General features: G+C 46.9%; 13 protein-coding genes. 7 read left to right on the top strand and 6 right to left on the bottom strand.

What is annotated here, in order from left to right:
- Positions 1–30: 30 nt before the first annotated feature.
- From METH11B_RS0121395 to cysC, 3 genes are read right to left on the bottom strand one after another with little or no spacing between them, the layout of a single operon-like run.
- Positions 31–2,430 carry a VanZ family protein gene (locus METH11B_RS0121395; protein ID WP_081733856.1) on the bottom strand — a complete coding sequence of 800 codons (2,400 nt, stop codon included), beginning with the start codon at positions 2,428–2,430 and terminating at the stop codon, positions 31–33.
- Between the two features lie 12 nt (positions 2,431–2,442).
- Positions 2,443–3,396, bottom strand: a complete 954-nt coding sequence (locus tag METH11B_RS0121390; RefSeq protein WP_020485066.1) for a DHHA1 domain-containing protein — start codon at positions 3,394–3,396, stop codon at positions 2,443–2,445.
- Between the two features lies 1 nt (position 3,397).
- Positions 3,398–4,021, bottom strand: a complete 624-nt coding sequence (cysC, locus tag METH11B_RS0121385) for an adenylyl-sulfate kinase (protein WP_020485065.1) — start codon at positions 4,019–4,021, stop codon at positions 3,398–3,400.
- A gap of 282 nt (positions 4,022–4,303) precedes the next feature.
- On the opposite strand from cysC, the gene dusB reads away from it, so the two are divergent.
- Genes dusB through purD form a run of 4 tightly spaced genes read left to right on the top strand, consistent with a single transcriptional unit; the run spans position 4,304 to position 8,467 of the window.
- The gene (gene dusB / locus METH11B_RS0121380) at positions 4,304–5,281 is read left to right on the top strand and encodes a tRNA dihydrouridine synthase DusB (protein ID WP_026603783.1); all 978 of its coding nucleotides are present in this window, start codon (positions 4,304–4,306) and stop codon (positions 5,279–5,281) included.
- Positions 5,282–5,545 (top strand): helix-turn-helix domain-containing protein, encoded by a 264-nt coding sequence (locus METH11B_RS0121375; RefSeq protein ID WP_020485063.1) that lies wholly within the window; start codon positions 5,282–5,284, stop codon positions 5,543–5,545. It begins immediately after the preceding gene.
- Between the two features lie 38 nt (positions 5,546–5,583).
- Positions 5,584–7,164, top strand: coding sequence for a bifunctional phosphoribosylaminoimidazolecarboxamide formyltransferase/IMP cyclohydrolase (purH, locus tag METH11B_RS0121370; RefSeq protein ID WP_026603782.1), 1,581 nt, complete (start codon positions 5,584–5,586; stop codon positions 7,162–7,164).
- A gap of 16 nt (positions 7,165–7,180) precedes the next feature.
- Entirely contained in the window at positions 7,181–8,467 is a 1,287-nt protein-coding gene (purD, locus tag METH11B_RS0121365) for a phosphoribosylamine--glycine ligase (RefSeq protein ID WP_026603781.1), read from the top strand.
- Between the two features lie 69 nt (positions 8,468–8,536).
- Here purD and METH11B_RS0121360 read toward each other — a convergent pair whose 3' ends face one another.
- Positions 8,537–8,941, bottom strand: coding sequence for a septal ring lytic transglycosylase RlpA family protein (locus METH11B_RS0121360; protein WP_026603780.1), 405 nt, complete (start codon positions 8,939–8,941; stop codon positions 8,537–8,539).
- A gap of 188 nt (positions 8,942–9,129) precedes the next feature.
- Positions 9,130–9,492, bottom strand: a complete 363-nt coding sequence (locus METH11B_RS0121355) for a SirB2 family protein (protein ID WP_026603779.1) — start codon at positions 9,490–9,492, stop codon at positions 9,130–9,132.
- Between the two features lie 518 nt (positions 9,493–10,010).
- Here METH11B_RS0121355 and METH11B_RS0121345 point away from each other — a divergent pair.
- The 3 genes from METH11B_RS0121345 to METH11B_RS0121335 all read left to right on the top strand — a co-directional run bounded on the left by METH11B_RS0121345 (position 10,011) and on the right by METH11B_RS0121335 (position 13,120).
- The gene (locus METH11B_RS0121345) at positions 10,011–10,208 is read left to right on the top strand and encodes a hypothetical protein (protein ID WP_020485057.1); all 198 of its coding nucleotides are present in this window, start codon (positions 10,011–10,013) and stop codon (positions 10,206–10,208) included.
- A gap of 152 nt (positions 10,209–10,360) precedes the next feature.
- Complete coding sequence (locus METH11B_RS0121340; protein ID WP_026603778.1) at positions 10,361–12,637, top strand: Tex family protein; 2,277 nt, start codon at positions 10,361–10,363, stop codon at positions 12,635–12,637.
- Positions 12,638–12,739: 102 nt separating this feature from the next.
- Positions 12,740–13,120: an exosortase system-associated protein, TIGR04073 family gene (locus METH11B_RS0121335; RefSeq protein WP_026603777.1), complete on the top strand. Its 381-nt coding sequence runs from the start codon at positions 12,740–12,742 to the stop codon at positions 13,118–13,120.
- Between the two features lie 44 nt (positions 13,121–13,164).
- Here METH11B_RS0121335 and METH11B_RS0121330 read toward each other — a convergent pair whose 3' ends face one another.
- Positions 13,165–16,611 carry an AAA family ATPase gene (locus tag METH11B_RS0121330; RefSeq protein WP_026603776.1) on the bottom strand — a complete coding sequence of 1,149 codons (3,447 nt, stop codon included), beginning with the start codon at positions 16,609–16,611 and terminating at the stop codon, positions 13,165–13,167.
- Positions 16,612–16,696: the final 85 nt, after the last annotated feature.

Genomic DNA, 16,696 nt, shown 5'->3' with positions numbered 1-16,696 from the left:
TGGCAAACAAAAGAACGACTAAGTACTTCATTACACGCCTGTTTGACTATTTAATTGCGATGAATATCTTGACGCAACTACGTTACGAAAAATCATACACAGCGGAGCCTGAGCCATAAAAACCAATGAAATCAGCCCAAAGTGCGCCACAAAAAAACGCGCCTTTAATATATCGCCAGAAATTAAATGACTTCTATCAGTACTTAACAAAAATTGCATAGCCGAAAAAACAGTATCATATTTTAGAATAAACTGTTCAGTCCCCCAACTTAACAACTGATAGCCTAACCAAAAAGAAATTATAAATAATAATCCGATAACAATAATGCGCCGATTTTTATTAAAAACTGATAAAAACAAAATGGACGAACCTAGCCAGCCGACCAGAAAAAAATAAATACCAATACAGATGACCGAGAAAGAATAGCCACTATTGATCATTAACTCTGTTAGGTTGTCCGTCGCAGCTTCAATAACCACGACCCAATACCCAAATGGCAGTAACAAAACTATCCAAAACAAACCCAAAATAAAAAGCCGCACCAACTGTCGGGTTGAAACCACCCAAAAAAGCGCCGCATGAGTGGCTATCAATGCGATTAAGGAATAAACACCAAACAAACCTAAAAACCGAAACGCTAGCTCTAGCTCTGCGGGGACACTCAAAATTGGAGATCCCAACACATCATGTATACTTTCTAGGGGAACAATAGCCCTTACCAACATCCATGCTATCAGCGTATGTACTGCTAAAAAACGAGCATAAAAAAAAACCTCTCCCCTATCATTTTTCAATATATTCACCAAAGAGAATAGCGGATATGCAAAGCACCAATAAATCAATATGGTTATACCTAAAGCACTGATGATTGGGTATTCTTTCGCAAATAACTCCCTCACATTGTAAGGCATAGCCTCAGAGCCACTGACAAATATCAACGTACCCAGAGTCACAAACACAGATCCCACTGCCAGCAAAAATAGGAGACTCCCACGAGTGTCGCTTGTTTTATTTATTGGACGACTCACGGGGGCAGAGCCTTCAGTAAAATTAGTCTGCGGCCTTGAAATCGTAAAAAAAACATCATTTTCCAGCTTGTTTTTGGGCTCCGCTAAAGAAGGTCTATTAAGTTGCAGCAGTTTGACCACCGAATAACCGAGATACCCTCCAAAAGACTCTAAAATAACATCTGTGATATCAACATTTTTATTTGGCAAAAACAATTGCACAAATTCAATGCCCAGAGCCGTCAAAACTATTACTGCTAAGAAAATGATACTTACTTGATGACGGCCAATAACAGACAGAAAAGCATACCCCCCTATCAATCCAAAAGGCATAAAAAATAAAATTTTATGAAAAACCTCTGTAATAGCTCTGAATTCCGTACCATAATAATAAGCATAAAAAGGTACTCTAAGAAACTTATCACTCCAAGTTGAAAGCCTTATATAACTCCATTCAAAATCGTAAGGGTACAAAAATACAAAGCCGACAACCAATACCCATAAAAAATACGCTAAACACGCATATAAAACAGCGAATCTATGATAAGTTTTCAAACCACTACTGCTTCCAACCAAAGCAAGTCTATTTGAATCTAAAACTATCAATTGCACGCCAATAAAACCCCCCACCAACGCAAGGAAAATGTCCGTAACATCGGTAACCCTGCTGTATACAAACAGTTGAAAAAACTCAATTATAGCTGCCGATAAAAAAACTCTTTTTAATAGATCGCCTTTACCCAAAGGCTTCAACTTATACCATAGCCAAGGAATTGGCAGCCATAATATGACATCAGACAAGCAATCATATATATCTCGAAAAGCGTCTCCTTTTAACCCATAAAACGGCAGTAAAATAACGCGCCCTTCATGCCATTTATGATAAAACTCAACAGGACTTAGGGTTAAATCCAGCGGCATGACACTGTAAAAAAACATACACCCCAAGTAGATTTGCAAATAGGAAACTGAATTGGTTTTATTTATTTGCCAATTTTCCAACCAATTGACAAATCTTTCACCAAGAATCCACCAAGCAAAAACACCAATAATGGCTCCCAAAGTTTCGGCTATTATGTCGTTTAAGGACACTGTCCTAGGAGGAAAAAATAACTGAGTAAACTCGATAGCAGAACAAAGCAAAAAACTGCCTATCAATACAAAAACTGACGACACGCACCTGCCAAAAATTTGTTGTTTTAGGGAAAGCATACCCAGCCAAAGAAAGGCAAGCGGTATAAATAGCAGAATATTGGCAACCCAATCTGCTCTTGAGGCAATACCCAGTGTCAAATACTCAATATTCTGAAAACGAAACCAAGCATCGCTTAACGAAATACTATTAAATTGCCATGGCACCAAACTGCCATAAACGACAAAAATCGTATAAACAACACAAGAAATTAATAAGCTATTTTTCACAAAAAACTTGGCTCATTGATATTGGCTTTGAAAAGCGGCTACAAAATTGCTCAACTGCTGGTATGGAATATGATTAATACCTGCCGCTGCCTTACGGCCGCCACCGGAAAATAAGGCACATAACACATCTGCGCCAACTTTATTATTCAATGGGGCTCTCACACTAATTTGATAACCTCCCCGTTGATTGTTGCTAACGATTGCGTGAGCCCTATCCGGGTACTGATTAGCCAGTTGATTCCCCCACACACCAGATACCCGCCTTGCCCATTTTTCATCGGGCAAAATATATACCGAGATGCTGTCTGTCTTATATTCAGCGTCGACTTGTGCAGCTAGACGCATATCCTCGTTATAACCATTAAATAATTGCTGACAAACTTCCGCCTTATCTCTGATAAAGTCAAACGGCGATATATAACCTTCCAGCTGCCTATAGAGCATATCCGGAGCAAAATATAGATCATCGATACACGTACCGTAAGCGTTGTAATTGATAGCGATTCCCAGTTGCTTTAGTTGAAGCAATTCTTGGGCCGTTAAATTAAGTAACTTAGCGGCTTCGCTTGCCGAAGCATCCAAATTATCACCAAAAGCCCCTGTCACAGCCCACTCGGTAAAGCGTTGCTTTAAATGTATGTTCATCAATAAACTTGTGCAAACATTCGCATCCGTGTTTATTAAAGAGGTTAGACCCTGGTGAACAGGAATTTCACCTGCATAATGGTGATCCATGTAAAAAATACTGACACCATTGTTAAGGAGCTCGCACAGAGGCAAGCGATTCTTATCGAGAGAGATGTCGAGCACAACTATCTGATCGCCTACTTCAGCGCAAACTCGACTTAGCAAATCGATGTCGCGCTTGACCCCCGTAACAAGTGTCGACTCCAAGGGACAAGCCAGGCGCAACTGTAACAACGCACAAATACCATCCGCATCGCCATTAAATACGTCGATATTCACTTTACATTTCTCTTTGAGTAGGAGCGATAACACCACGCAGTTCGAGCATGTTCATCACTTGATCGACACACATTTCCAACTCATAAATCCCGGTATCTATTATCAAATCGGGTTTTTCCGGCACTTCATACGGCGAAGATATACCGGTGAATAGCTTGATATCGCCTTGCCGCGCTTTTTTGTATAGGCCTTTTACATCCCGCTGTTCGCACACAGACAAATCGCAGTTGCAGTAAATTTCGATAAAATCGCCGTGCGGTACCAAATTTCGCGCATACTGCCGTTCGGCCCGGAAGGGCGAAATAAAGGCAGTTAACGTTATCGTACCGGCTTCCAGCATCAGTTTGGCGACTTCGGCAATTCTACGGATATTCTCCTGCCGGTCTTGATGACTAAATCCCAGATCGCCACATAACCCTTGGCGAACGTTATCGCCATCCAACACAAACGTTCGACACTTTAATTGATGCAAACGCTCTTCGACGGCATGAGCCAAGGTTGACTTGCCGGCCCCGGACAAGCCGGTAAACCACAAAATAGCGGATTTATGCCCGTTTAATGCCTCTCGGCGACTACGCGTTACCGTGGCATGATGCCAAACAGTATTTGAGCTTTGTTTATCCATTTAATTGAACTCCATAATTGTTCCACCAAGACTACTTCATCGCAGGCAAACGATGCAATCCTCTTCAACAAATCCGGAAATCTCTCCGATTGCTTAAGCTTCTGCTTCATTCCCGGATTTCGCGGCAAGGATGGTCAGAGAATATTTAAAAGCCAACTTAATAATCAGGACTTACTCCCAAATCAACGCCATCAACGATTTTCAAGAACTTTCCTCTAACCGTCGTTAATCCGCGCGTTTTCGGGTATGATTTGCCGCCTTTTTCGACTAGCTTGGCTTTTCATGCGAATTGGCCCTTACGAACTTCCCAACCAAGTATTATTAGCACCGATGGCGGGCATTACAGACGCGCCGTTTCGGCAAATCTGTAGCGAATTTGGAGCAGGCCTCACTGTGTCGGAAATGGTGATTTCTAATCGCAGCTTGCAACATCACCCACGCACTCTGAAAAAGCTCGATTACAACGGCGACATCAGCCTGCGCTCGGTACAAATTTTGGGTACCGATCCTCGGCAAATGGCTGAAGCGGCCAAATTAAACCAAGACCGAGGCGCGCAGATTATCGACATCAATATGGGCTGCCCGGCAAAAAAAGTTTGCTCGGTGGCGGCGGGTTCAGCGCTGCTGAAAAATGAGTCATTAGTGGCTAAAATTTTAGATGCGGTGATTGATGCAGTGGAAATTCCGGTAACCCTCAAGATTCGCACGGGCTGGGACTTAGCCAATAGAAACGCGCCAAGCATCGCCAAGATTGCTGAGAGCTGCGGCATTCAAGCGCTCACCATCCACGGACGCAGCCGAGCCTGCAAATTTACCGGAAATGCCGAGTACGACACAATCAAACAGATCAAAAAAAGCGTCAGCATTCCGATTGTCGCCAACGGCGATATCGATAGCGCCGCCAAAGCCAGGCAGGTCTTGGCATACACGGGTGCCGATGCGGTGATGATAGGGCGAGCTGCACAAGGCAATCCCTGGATATTTAGCGACCTAGTCGCCCATCTCAGCAACACCACATATTCACCACTTTGCTTGACCGACATCAAAGCCGTCATTAACCGACATCTGGAAAATTTATACAGTTTTTATGGCAACGACAGTGGTGTTAGAATCGCCCGCAAGCACATCGGCTGGTATTTCGATCATCTCGGCACTCTGCCTGCCGACCAAAAGACTGCGATTAACCAAGCCCAACACGCTGCGCGGCAACTCGCGCTCGTCAATGCCTCTTTCAATTTGCTGACACCACGAGCCGCCTAGATGGGAAAACACCTTACACATAAAGTCACCGGCAGCGAGCAAACGCTGTCTGACCATGTCCGTCATTGCGTCGAAGACTATTTCGCCCACCTAAACGGGCACGATTCCAGCGGCTTATATCATTTGGTGTTAGCAGAAGTGGAAAGACCTTTATTGGAAACCACACTGAAACACTGCGATTACAATCAAAGCAAAGCCGCGATTATCCTCGGCCTCAGCCGCAGCACCTTACGCAAAAAGCTTGAACATTACGGCATAGGTTAATTTCCACCCCCTTCTCTTTACCCTTTTTTGAGGTTTGCATGAATCCCCCTTTGGGCATAAGTAAAAAAGTGACCCGCGCTCTGGTCAGCGTCTCCGACAAAACCGGTATTCTGGAGTTTTGCCGAGAACTAAACCACCTGGGCATCGAGCTACTATCCACCGGCGGCACGGCTAAATTGCTAGCCGAAAACAATATTGCCGTTACCGAAGTATCCGACTACACCGGTTTCCCGGAAATGATGGACGGCCGCGTTAAAACTCTGCATCCCAAAGTTCACGGCGGCATTCTAGGTCGGCGCGGCATTGATGACGGAGTGATGGCCGAGAACGGCATCAAAGCCATCGATATGGTGGTGGTGAACTTGTATCCGTTCGAACAAACCGTCGCAAAACCCGATTGCGACCTGGAAACCGCGATAGAAAATATCGACATCGGCGGCCCAAGCATGATCCGCGGCGCAGCCAAGAACCATAACGACGTGGCTATCGTTGTCGACCCTATCGATTACCCGAAAATTTTGGCCGAGTTACAAGCTAATGCAAGCGCCCTAAGCCACGATACCCGTTTTAAATTGGCGCTAAAGAGCTTCGAGCATACCGCGCGTTACGATACGATGATTGCCGCTTACCTCAGTAAAGTCCTCGATGGCGGTGATTTCCCGGAAACTCTAAATCTGCAATTCCATCGCCTACAGAACATGCGTTACGGCGAAAATCCGCATCAAAATGCAGCTTTTTATGGCGAAAAAAATCCACCGGCTGGCAGCATCGCAAGCGCCAAGCAATTGCAAGGCAAAGAACTGTCTTACAATAATATTGCCGATGCCGATGCGGCATTGGAATGCGTCAAAGCATTTAACGACCAACCGGCCTGCGTGATCGTCAAGCACGCCAATCCCTGCGGTGTCGCGGTAAGCGGCGACATTTTTGACGCCTACAATCTGGCGTACGCGACCGACCCGACCTCTGCTTTTGGCGGCATCATCGCTTTCAACCGCGAATTGGACGAAAATACCGCGGCGGAAATCGCAGGACGCCAGTTCGTCGAAGTCATCATCGCGCCGGCCATATCAGCGGGTGCGCAAGCGGCGTTGGCCAAAAAGCAGAACGTCCGGGTCCTGGAGACTGGCTATTGGCCGAATACCGATGAATCAGCCCTAGAGTTTAAACGCGTCGCGGGCGGTTTGTTAGTTCAAGAGAAGGACATCGGCAAGATTAGAGCTGCCGATTTGAAAATAGTCAGCAAACGCGCACCGACTGAACAAGAATTGGCAGATCTACTATTCGTCTGGAAAGTCGCTAAATTCGTCAAATCCAATGCCATCGTTTACGGTAAAAACGGCCAGACCGTCGGCATTGGCGCCGGCCAAATGAGTCGGGTCTATTCGGCAAAAATCGCCGGTATCAAGGCCGCCGATGAAGGCTTAACCGTGCCGGGCTCGGTAATGGCCTCCGACGCCTTCTTCCCATTCCGCGACGGCATCGACGCGGCAGCGGCGGCAGGCATAACTGCGGTAATCCATCCAGGCGGCTCGATGCGCGACGCAGAAGTGATCGCAGCGGCTGACGAGCACAATATTGCGATGGTATTGACTGGCATGCGGCATTTCAGACATTAATACGGGACAACCTAATATGAACATTTTGATCGTAGGTAGTGGCGGCCGAGAACATGCCTTGGCCTGGAAAGTCAGGCAATCCGCACAAGCCGACAACGTCTACGTTGCGCCGGGTAACGCCGGTACTGCCCTGGAACACGGCATAAGCAATGTCGATATTCAAGCCGACGATATCGAAGGTTTGCTGAGTTTCGCCCAGGCCCGAAACATAGAACTAACCATTATTGGACCGGAGGTACCCTTAGTTAAAGGCATAGTCGACCGATTTTCCGCCGCAGGTTTGAAGTGCTTCGGGCCGACGGCTCAAGCAGCGCAGTTGGAGGGCTCTAAATCGTTCTGCAAGGATTTTATGATCCGCCACAACATCCCGACAGCCGCATATAAAAGCTTTACCGAAGTCGAACCGGCCATCGCTTATATCCGCGAAAATGGCGCCCCCATCGTCGTGAAAGCTGATGGTTTGGCTGCCGGTAAAGGTGTGGTCGTCGCCCAGTCTGAACAACAGGCGATAGATGCCGTCCAAGATATGCTATCCGGCAATACGTTTGGCACGGCCGGGCATCGGGTAGTAATTGAAGAATTTTTGGATGGCGAAGAAGCCAGTTTTATCGTCATCGCCGACGGTTTGCATGCCTTGGCCATGGCCACCTCTCAGGATCACAAGGCTCGCGACAACGGCGATCAAGGCCCCAATACCGGAGGCATGGGGGCTTATTCTCCCGCACCTGTCGTGACGCCGGAGATCCACCAACGTGTCATGGATGAAGTAATTTTGCCCACCCTACAAGGCATGCGGGAAGATGGTAACGAATATACCGGCTTTCTCTACGCCGGCCTGATGATAGGTAAGAGCGGTAGTATCAAAGTATTGGAATATAACTGCCGCTTTGGCGACCCGGAAACGCAACCGATTATGATGCGTTTAAAAAGCGATTTAGTTGAGCTTTGTCTGGCGGCCATAGACAAAAATCTTGATCAGACGGCTACAGAGTGGGACGAACGCCCCTCATTGGGTGTGGTGCTGGCAGCGGGCGGCTACCCCGACGAGTATGCCAAAGGCCATCCGATCAGCGGCTTGCCAAACGATATCAGCAGCGAATACAAAGTATTTCATGCCGGCACCATACAAGTCGGCGACCAAGTAGTCACTGCGGGCGGCCGAGTATTGTGCGCCTGCGCGTTAGGCGACAGCATCGCTCAAGCTCAACAAAAAGCCTACGAGCTATGCCGACATATCGACTGGCAGGATGTGTATTTTCGAACGGATATTGGTTTTAAAGCGATTAGATCAGAAACCATTTAACAAGGCTTCAGAATAAGGTAGGTAAAATGTAATCCGGCCGATAGACCGGATTACATCGTGACAGACAACTTAGGCGTCGCCTACACGCAGTACTTCGAGTTTTATTTTCGCCAAGCCCGCTTGGATGAAACCAAGTTCGCTGGCTGCCCTTTTGGACACATCAAGCAACCGTTTATTGGCTTTGTGAGCGCGGCTATTTATCCGCAACTCCACACTACGATTATTGCTAAGATTAACGACACGCACCAAAGAGCCAAACGGCAGGCTCGCATGAGCCGCAGTTAATGCGTTTTTATCATAAAATTCACCGTTTGCTGTCCGCTGACCATGCATTTTGTCGCTGTAATACGATGCGACGCCGCTTTGTTCAAGGGAAAGAAAACCGTTCCTTTCTGTTTTCGCTAAACCTACAGAGCTAAAAGACGCTAGACTCGCTGAAAGCAATAAAATTGCCGTCAATTTCGTTTTTCGCATCCTACCCTCCTTACGTTGAGTATTGACAGGAGGTTTGAGGTTATCCGAATAAAAACGCTTTGACAAGCTTTTTTCGTTAGCCTACAGGTTTTACAAATTGTCAATAACTATTTTTATGCCAGCCAAAACTATCTTAAAACTGCTAAAAACAGGGCCTCCAGCATAAATCTCAACTTATAAACCAACACTTAAAAAAAGAAAAAAACTTGTTTAGTCACAGCGACCTTGGAGATGTAATACAGACAAAACAATGCACCACCGAAAGCCAACCAGCGAGTACGTCCCGATTGGCGAATCGCCAAAATCCCCAAGCCTATGTAAACCAGCAACATCAATAATTTGGCGACAATCCAAGCAAATTCGCTTGATAACCAACCCCCTTGAAAAACCAAGGCAAATCCAGTCAACAAGACCAAACTCGCAATAATGTGCGGACTAATTTTTAGCCATTTCTGCTCCAACAGAGCTGGCTTTAATTCGGCGAGCGCCACTCGACCGATAAAACTGATAACCAAAACTGCCACGAAAAGAAGATGTATATGTTTAAGCATGAATACCCCCTAGTTAATTAACGATTGTTTTCCCCGTTCCACCCGCTCGAACAGCACACTCGGCGAGAACAAACAGGCTGTCAGATTTAAAGCTCAATCCTATCATGCAACCTGCGCGATGACCGAGTTTACAGCCCCCCCTTCTTCATCGCATTGCCGAACACCCCGACAAGCTACGCGGATTCCCCACGACATTCCTCGACTTATGCCCCGCATTATCGACTTAGGGTTTGTTGACTTTATGCGTCACAAGCCGCGCCGAATCAGATATTCAACAACTATAGCGCATGAAGACAGGATGACTTTCTATCAGAAGAATCCGGTAATCATTTGATTTTATTAGAAATAAAAAATAAGCATAGAACAGCAAGATTAATCGCAAAAATATTGTTTTGACACAAAACAGTTTTGAGTGTAAAAAATGCACCGTCGACCAACAATAATACTAACTTCGACATACAACTCGAGTTGCCCCTTTTAGGGCTAATTATTACAACAACAAGATGAGGATTATAAAAATGGCTGAACAAGAAAAAGACAATACCTTTACTGTAGTTGCTGTCGTTACTGCAATTGCTATTGCCGGCGTCGTTATGCTGAAAGCTGACGAAACCAAACATCTTCAATACGGCGGCGAAACTTCTGCCCAAGCTGAAGCTCAAGTTTTGGCAAAGCACAAAGACTTTAACAATGACGTTTTAAGCCAAGCAAAATAATTTTTGCTTAGCAACTTAGGCGCCATCCGAAATTTCGGTTGGCGCCTTTTTTATGCCCGCAAGTTTCTCACTACGTTTCTGATAGTTCGCTTTTTCAAGAACCCGCCCTAATGTAGAATTGAACCTTTTACCAATTCTATTTCACCTAAAAGATGGACGTTATCCAACGAATTGCCGAAGAACTTTCAGTCAAGCCGCAACAAGTTGCAGCCGCTGCAGCCCTGCTCGACGACGGCGCCACAGTGCCGTTTATTGCTCGTTATCGCAAAGAAGTAACTGGCGGCTTAGACGACACGCAATTGCGAAACCTCGAGGAAAGATTGATATATCTGCGGGAGCTTAACAGCCGCCGCGACTCAATTCTCGATACCATTCGCTCGCAAGGAAAGCTTACGCCGGAACTGGAAAGAGCAATACTCGACGCCGACACCAAAACACTGCTCGAAGATCTATATCTCCCGTATAAGCCCAAGCGCCGCACCAAAGCGCAAATTGCTCGCGAAGCCGGCCTGGAACCATTAGCCGACGCCATTCTTGATAATCGCAGCGCAATTCCCGAACAAATTGCAATTAACTACATCGATGCTGAAAAAGGTGTCGCTGATGTCGCAGCAGCCCTGGACGGCGCTCGACAGATCATCATGGAACGCATTTCGGAAGATGCCGAACTACTAACAGAGTTGCGTGAACGTGTTTGGAATAAAGGTATCCTGCACTCTAGCGTCGCGACCGGCAAAGAAGCAGAGGCAGCAAAATTCAAGGATTATTTCGACTACAGCGAAGCGATCAACAAGATTCCATCACATAGAGCCTTGGCCCTATTCCGCGGCCGTAACGAAGATTTACTGTCTTTAACCCTGAAACCGGCAGAATTGGATCAGGAAGAACATCAGTTATTCGCCCAGTTCGTCAGCCAACGCCTGCAAGTGAAAGACACAGCAAAACCCGCCGATGCTTGGCTAGCCGAAACCGCTCGCTTTGCCTGGAAGATCAAGCTGTTTACCCGTATCGACATGGATCTAAAGTTACGACTGCGTGAAGCAGCCGAACAGGAAGCCATTCGTGTGTTTGCCAGCAATTTGCGTGACTTGATGTTGGCGGCGCCAGCCGGCCCGAAAGCAACCATGGGCCTCGATCCCGGCATTCGCACTGGCGTCAAAGTAGCTGTTGTTGACCCCACCGGCAAATTGTTAGCGACGGAAACCATTTACCCGCATCAACCTAAAAACCAGTGGGATCAATCGATAGCGGTTCTGGCTAAATTGATTAAGCAGCACCAAGTACAGCTGGTTAGTATCGGTAACGGCACTGCTTCTCGGGAAACGGATCAATTGGTTGCAGACTTAATGAAGCAACATAAAGAACTGTATTTTCAGAAAATCACCGTTTCCGAAGCTGGCGCGTCGGTGTATTCAGCATCCGAATTGGCCGCCAAGGAGTTTCCAGATCTCGACGTATCGTTACGCGGTGCGGTATCGATAGCACGCAGACTACAAGACCCATTGGCCGAGCTGGTAAAAATCGATCCAAAATCAATAGGGGTTGGCCAATATCAACATGATGTCAACCAAGTGCAACTGGCTCGTATGCTCGATACCGTGGTAGAAGATTGCGTGAACGCGGTCGGCGTAGACGTAAATACAGCATCGGTAGCTTTGCTTAAACAGGTATCCGGACTAAGCAGTAGCATCAGTGAAAACATTGTTGCGTTTCGCGATGCCAATGGCCCGTTTGCGAACCGCAATCAACTAAAAAAAGTACCGCGCCTGGGCGATAAAGCGTTCGAACAAGCCGCCGGCTTTCTCAGAATCATGACCGGCGACAACCCGCTTGACGCCTCGTCCGTTCATCCGGAAGCCTACCCCGTGGTCAATGCAATCCTTGATGATACCGGCAAGTCAATCCGCGACTTGATCGGTCAAAGCCAATTTTTACGCAGCCTGAATCCGGCAAACTATGCCAACGCAAATTTTGGCGTTCCCACCGTCTCGGATATTTTGCAGGAGTTGGAAAAGCCAGGCCGCGACCCACGCCCGGAGTTTAAAAGCGTACAATTCAAGGATGGGGTCGAAAAAATTACCGATCTAGAACCCGGCATGACACTAGATGGCGTCGTGACCAACGTCGCCAATTTCGGTGCTTTTGTCGATATTGGCGTACACCAAGACGGCTTAGTGCATATCTCGCATTTGGCGGACGACTTTGTCAAGGACCCGCGTAGCGTGGTAAAAACCGGCGATATGGTAAAAGTACGCGTATTGGAAGTCGATGTGGCACGCCAGCGTATATCTCTGAGCATGCGGAAAAACGTCGACGCCAGCGATATTGTTCCAAAAGAAAAGCCGCAAAAAACAGCTCATAAGCCTAAACCGCAACCCGTGCTACAAAACAGTATGAGCAATGCATTTGCCAAGGCATTGAAAAAGTAAACAGTTCAGGGCTCTGCTATACTTTTTAGAGAATGCTGGCCGAGCCGGTTAATCCGGCTCGGCCAGCAGATCTTACATCCGTTCTAATATACAGGATAAGTCATGAAACGAAATACCCGCACCCTGGCCACTGTTTTATTGGCAGCCTTCCTATTGACCAGCTTGCCAACCCAGGCGGAAGAGGCCGAAACCTACGGCGCAACCTTCGGGCGAAAATTGACCACCGGCTTGGCGAACATAGCGACATCTTCTCTGGAAATACCGAAAAACATTATTTTAATCAACAATCAAAGCAATGTTATTTACGGCTTTATCGGCGGTACATTTAAAGGATTATTGAACATGGGCGGGAGAATCGGCGTCGGTGTGCTGGATTTGGTTTCCTCGCCAATCCCCACGCAGCCTATCGTCTATCCTTTATATGTTTGGGACAATTTCAACGCTGAAACTACGTACGGCAAAGCCTTCCGCCCCAGCAATTAATCGCATAATTTTGTGGTGGAGCGCTCGCCGACTCCACCATTTCATCAAGCAACCATTTTCAACTCGCTCATACCGTTAGCTTTTTTTACCAATTCGATCTGCGTTTTAATGCGCTTTTTGACCGCTTCGACATGAGAAATGACGCCAACCGTTTTACCTTGAGTTTTCAAGCCTTCTAAGGCACTCATGGCCAGATATAAGGCTTCCGCATCTAAATTGCCAAAGCCCTCATCCAGAAACAACGAATCGATAGCCTTGCCATTGTTGGCAATCTCGGATAAAGCCAAGGCTAAGGCCAAACTCACCACAAAGCTCTCGCCGCCAGACAAGGTTTTCGGCAAGCGACGCAGGTTTTTTTGCTTGGTGTCTTCAACCTCCAACGCTAACCCGTTATCGCTGGCTAAACTACGAATATAGTAACGCCCGCTCAGTTTTTCCAAAATTCGGTTGGCTTGCGACAACAAATTATCTACCAACAACTGTTGAATACGCCGCCGGAAACCACCCTGCTCGTCGTTAATCAACTTCATTTCCGCTTCGGCTTGCGCGTGTATCACCAATTGCTCAGCCAAAAGCGCCTGGAGGCTCTGATGTTTTTCTTGATAAGAAGATTGTTTATCCAGCTTAGTATCCAACGTAGCCACTTCTTGTTCGGCAATATCGATTTTCTGGGATAGCTGACGTTGCATTGCTAAAAGATCCGCTTCGTTTAAGTGGACCGGCGCAACGGCCAACTCATTTTGTAAATCAGCGGATACTTTGGCCATTTCTTCGCCAATTGCAGCCAATTGCCGATTTTGCTGCTCCAGTGTCTGCTCTATTTCCGCCCGTCTATCGATCAGCTCTAAAGCCGAGCGCAAGCTGTCTACGTCAGCAAAAACGCCACCCGCAATTTTATTAGCCAGTACTCGCCGCATTGCATCCAGTTCGAGTTGCTGGGTAGCTATTTGTCGCTCCAGTTCTACAATGAGTTTTTGCTTCTCCAAGATAAGCAAATGCAAACCCAGCGATTCTTCAGTTTGCAAGCTACTCAAAGCGTCTGCCATCTGTTCCTGATAACTGGCTATTTTTGCTTGGCTAGCGTGCAGTCTATCTTGCAAGCTAGCAATTTCCTCCAGCAAGCCCTTCTGACGCAACTCTCTGATTTGGTAATCCTGGCGCCGGGTATTGAGCTTATCGAAGACTATATTTTCTTTGCCTTTTCCAGGTAGCTTCTCACCCAATAGAGCCAACTGCTTTTCAAGTTTATCGACAAGCGCTTTTTGTTCCGCCGTGCGACTAGCGAAAAGCTGTTCGGATTCGATGTATTCCTGCGGCCGATTACGCCAGGTCGTATCAAGCTGCTCCACCGACGCCGTTAGTTTTTCCACCAAAGCTTGCTTGGCTTCTACTTCGGCCGTCCACTTAGCCACATTACGCTGCAACTGCGCGTGATCATTGACCAGGTTTTTGATTTTCTCCAACTCCTGGGCTTCTGCGTCCCACAAGTGCTTTTGCAACGACAAATTGTTTATGTCCAACTCTGCACTGACGACATTTAAACGGTTACTCAAAACCAACCATTGCGAGCGCATTTGCTGCAATCTTTGCTGTCGCGCTGACAATTGTGTGCCTTGCTTTTTTGCTACTGCCAACTGGCCGGAGACACTATCAATCGCAGCTTTTAAAGCCTGCATCTTGCCGCGCTGGTCGACTAAGGCCTTTTTAGAGTTGGTTTGGATTGGCGGTTTAGAGACATAAGGATGATCTAATGAGCCACATAAAAAACACGGTTTACCGACAATCAACTTGCCACGATCACCGCTAAATTTTTTCAGCAATGCTTCATTAAGGACAGCTTGCTCCAGTGCTTTGCCGATATTCTCTTCACGGTCCATCTCGTCTCGCAGCGCATCCAATCTGGCTTGCAAGCGGGCCTCATCGGGCAGTTCCGACGTTTTATTACGAGAGAACCAACTAAAAAAACTTTTTTTGGTAAATTTGGCGTTAACCGCAGCCAGCGAGTGTAGCTCCTGAAAATCATTAACCCGTCTTTGCTGCTCTACCAGTAATTCCTTCAACTCCTCGAAACTTTTGCCTTGCGCCAACTCCAGCAAGGTTTTGCGTGCAGCTTCAATACGCTCACTCAATTCGGCGACCGCAGTTTTAGTATCGCGCAAAGCTGTCTGGTTTTTTTTCAACGCCGCTGTCGTGTTTTTAGTCCAATTGGCTTGTGTCTTCTGCTTACCGGCCAACTCCGCCAGTTCTGTCCGGAGATTACGTAACTGCACCACATCGGGAAAGTCAGACTGCAAACTAGCGTCCACCTGATGTTCTTGCAACCAGCCGTCTATTTCCGCTAGACTGGCCTTTCTTTCATCCAATTGCAGTTGCAGCGTTTGCGCCAGCTCGGTTTCACGCGGCAACTCCAGCTTCAGATCACCCACTTTCAACTTCAGCGCGTCGATGGCCTGCTTTTGTTCCTCCATGGTCTTGCCATTCAAGCCTGGGGCGATTGCGTTACTGACATCTTCACCAAGTTGGCGCTGTAGCGCATTCAGCTCCTGACGATATGCATCCAAGGTCGCCTGACTTTGGACAATCTGCCCCTGCTTACCATCCAATAAAATTACTTCTTCGCGAAACTGCGTCGCTTGCTGAAAGTCGGCAATTTTCTGTAAATCGTCTTGTAACAGCTTAATGTGCGCTTCTACTTTTTTTGACTTTTCGAGAAGTTGTCTTTGGCGGCCTTCAAGTGAATGAATGTTCTCGATTGTCAGTAGTTGCTGTTGCAACTGCTTTTGTTGGATTTTTAACTCAGCAACTTGATCCTTGAAATCCTGTAAGTCTTGCTCACCAGCTTGCAAGGCCTCCGGACTGAGTAAAGGAATCAGATCAATATCCTGCTGTAGTTGCGTTAAACGATTAAGCGATTTATGAAAGTTATCTTCGGTCCGTTGCCGATACTCAACATAGATGTTGGTACCGCTGATTTTTTCCAGAATATCCATGCGCTCGCTATCAAGCGCATTCAGAAAAGCAGCAAAGTCGCCCTGCGGCAAGACCATGGATTTGCTGAATTTATGAAAGTCCATGCCCGTCAACTCGGCAATTTTGGTCCGTACTGTATTTGGTGTCCTGGCTAGTAACTCCGAATCATCGCTTAGCTTAGTCAAGCTCATTTCCGGCTGTAAGACCTGATCTTGATTAGCGTCAGCAGGCCGTTTTACATGCCAAGAGGAACGAAACCTCTCGCCATCCAAAGCAAATTCAACCTGTGCGAAGCTATCGTTTGCCTGCTTGGTGATTACATGCTCGGCAGGCTTGTCGAAACGAAATGTTTCACCGTATAGGCCTAGCGTGATGACATCGAGGATACTGGTCTTGCCGGAACCGTTGGGACCAGTAATAGCAAACACACCACTGTCGGCAATAGGTCCCTGGTCGAAATCGACTCGACCTTCGCCTTCCAGTGAATTGATATTTTTAAAGACTATATTGAGTATCCGCATAATCCCAGGCCTTGGGCTGTTCTAACTAGCTGAATGCCAATTCACCGCTAAAAGAGCGTTGTCGATGAACCGGGGGCAAAACAAA

Source organism: Methylomonas sp. 11b (assembly GCF_000515215.1).
In the GTDB taxonomy this organism is placed as follows: domain Bacteria; phylum Pseudomonadota; class Gammaproteobacteria; order Methylococcales; family Methylomonadaceae; genus Methylomonas.
The sequence above is the reverse complement of the archived record's forward strand: the minus strand, read 5'-3'. Positions and strand labels throughout refer to the sequence as shown.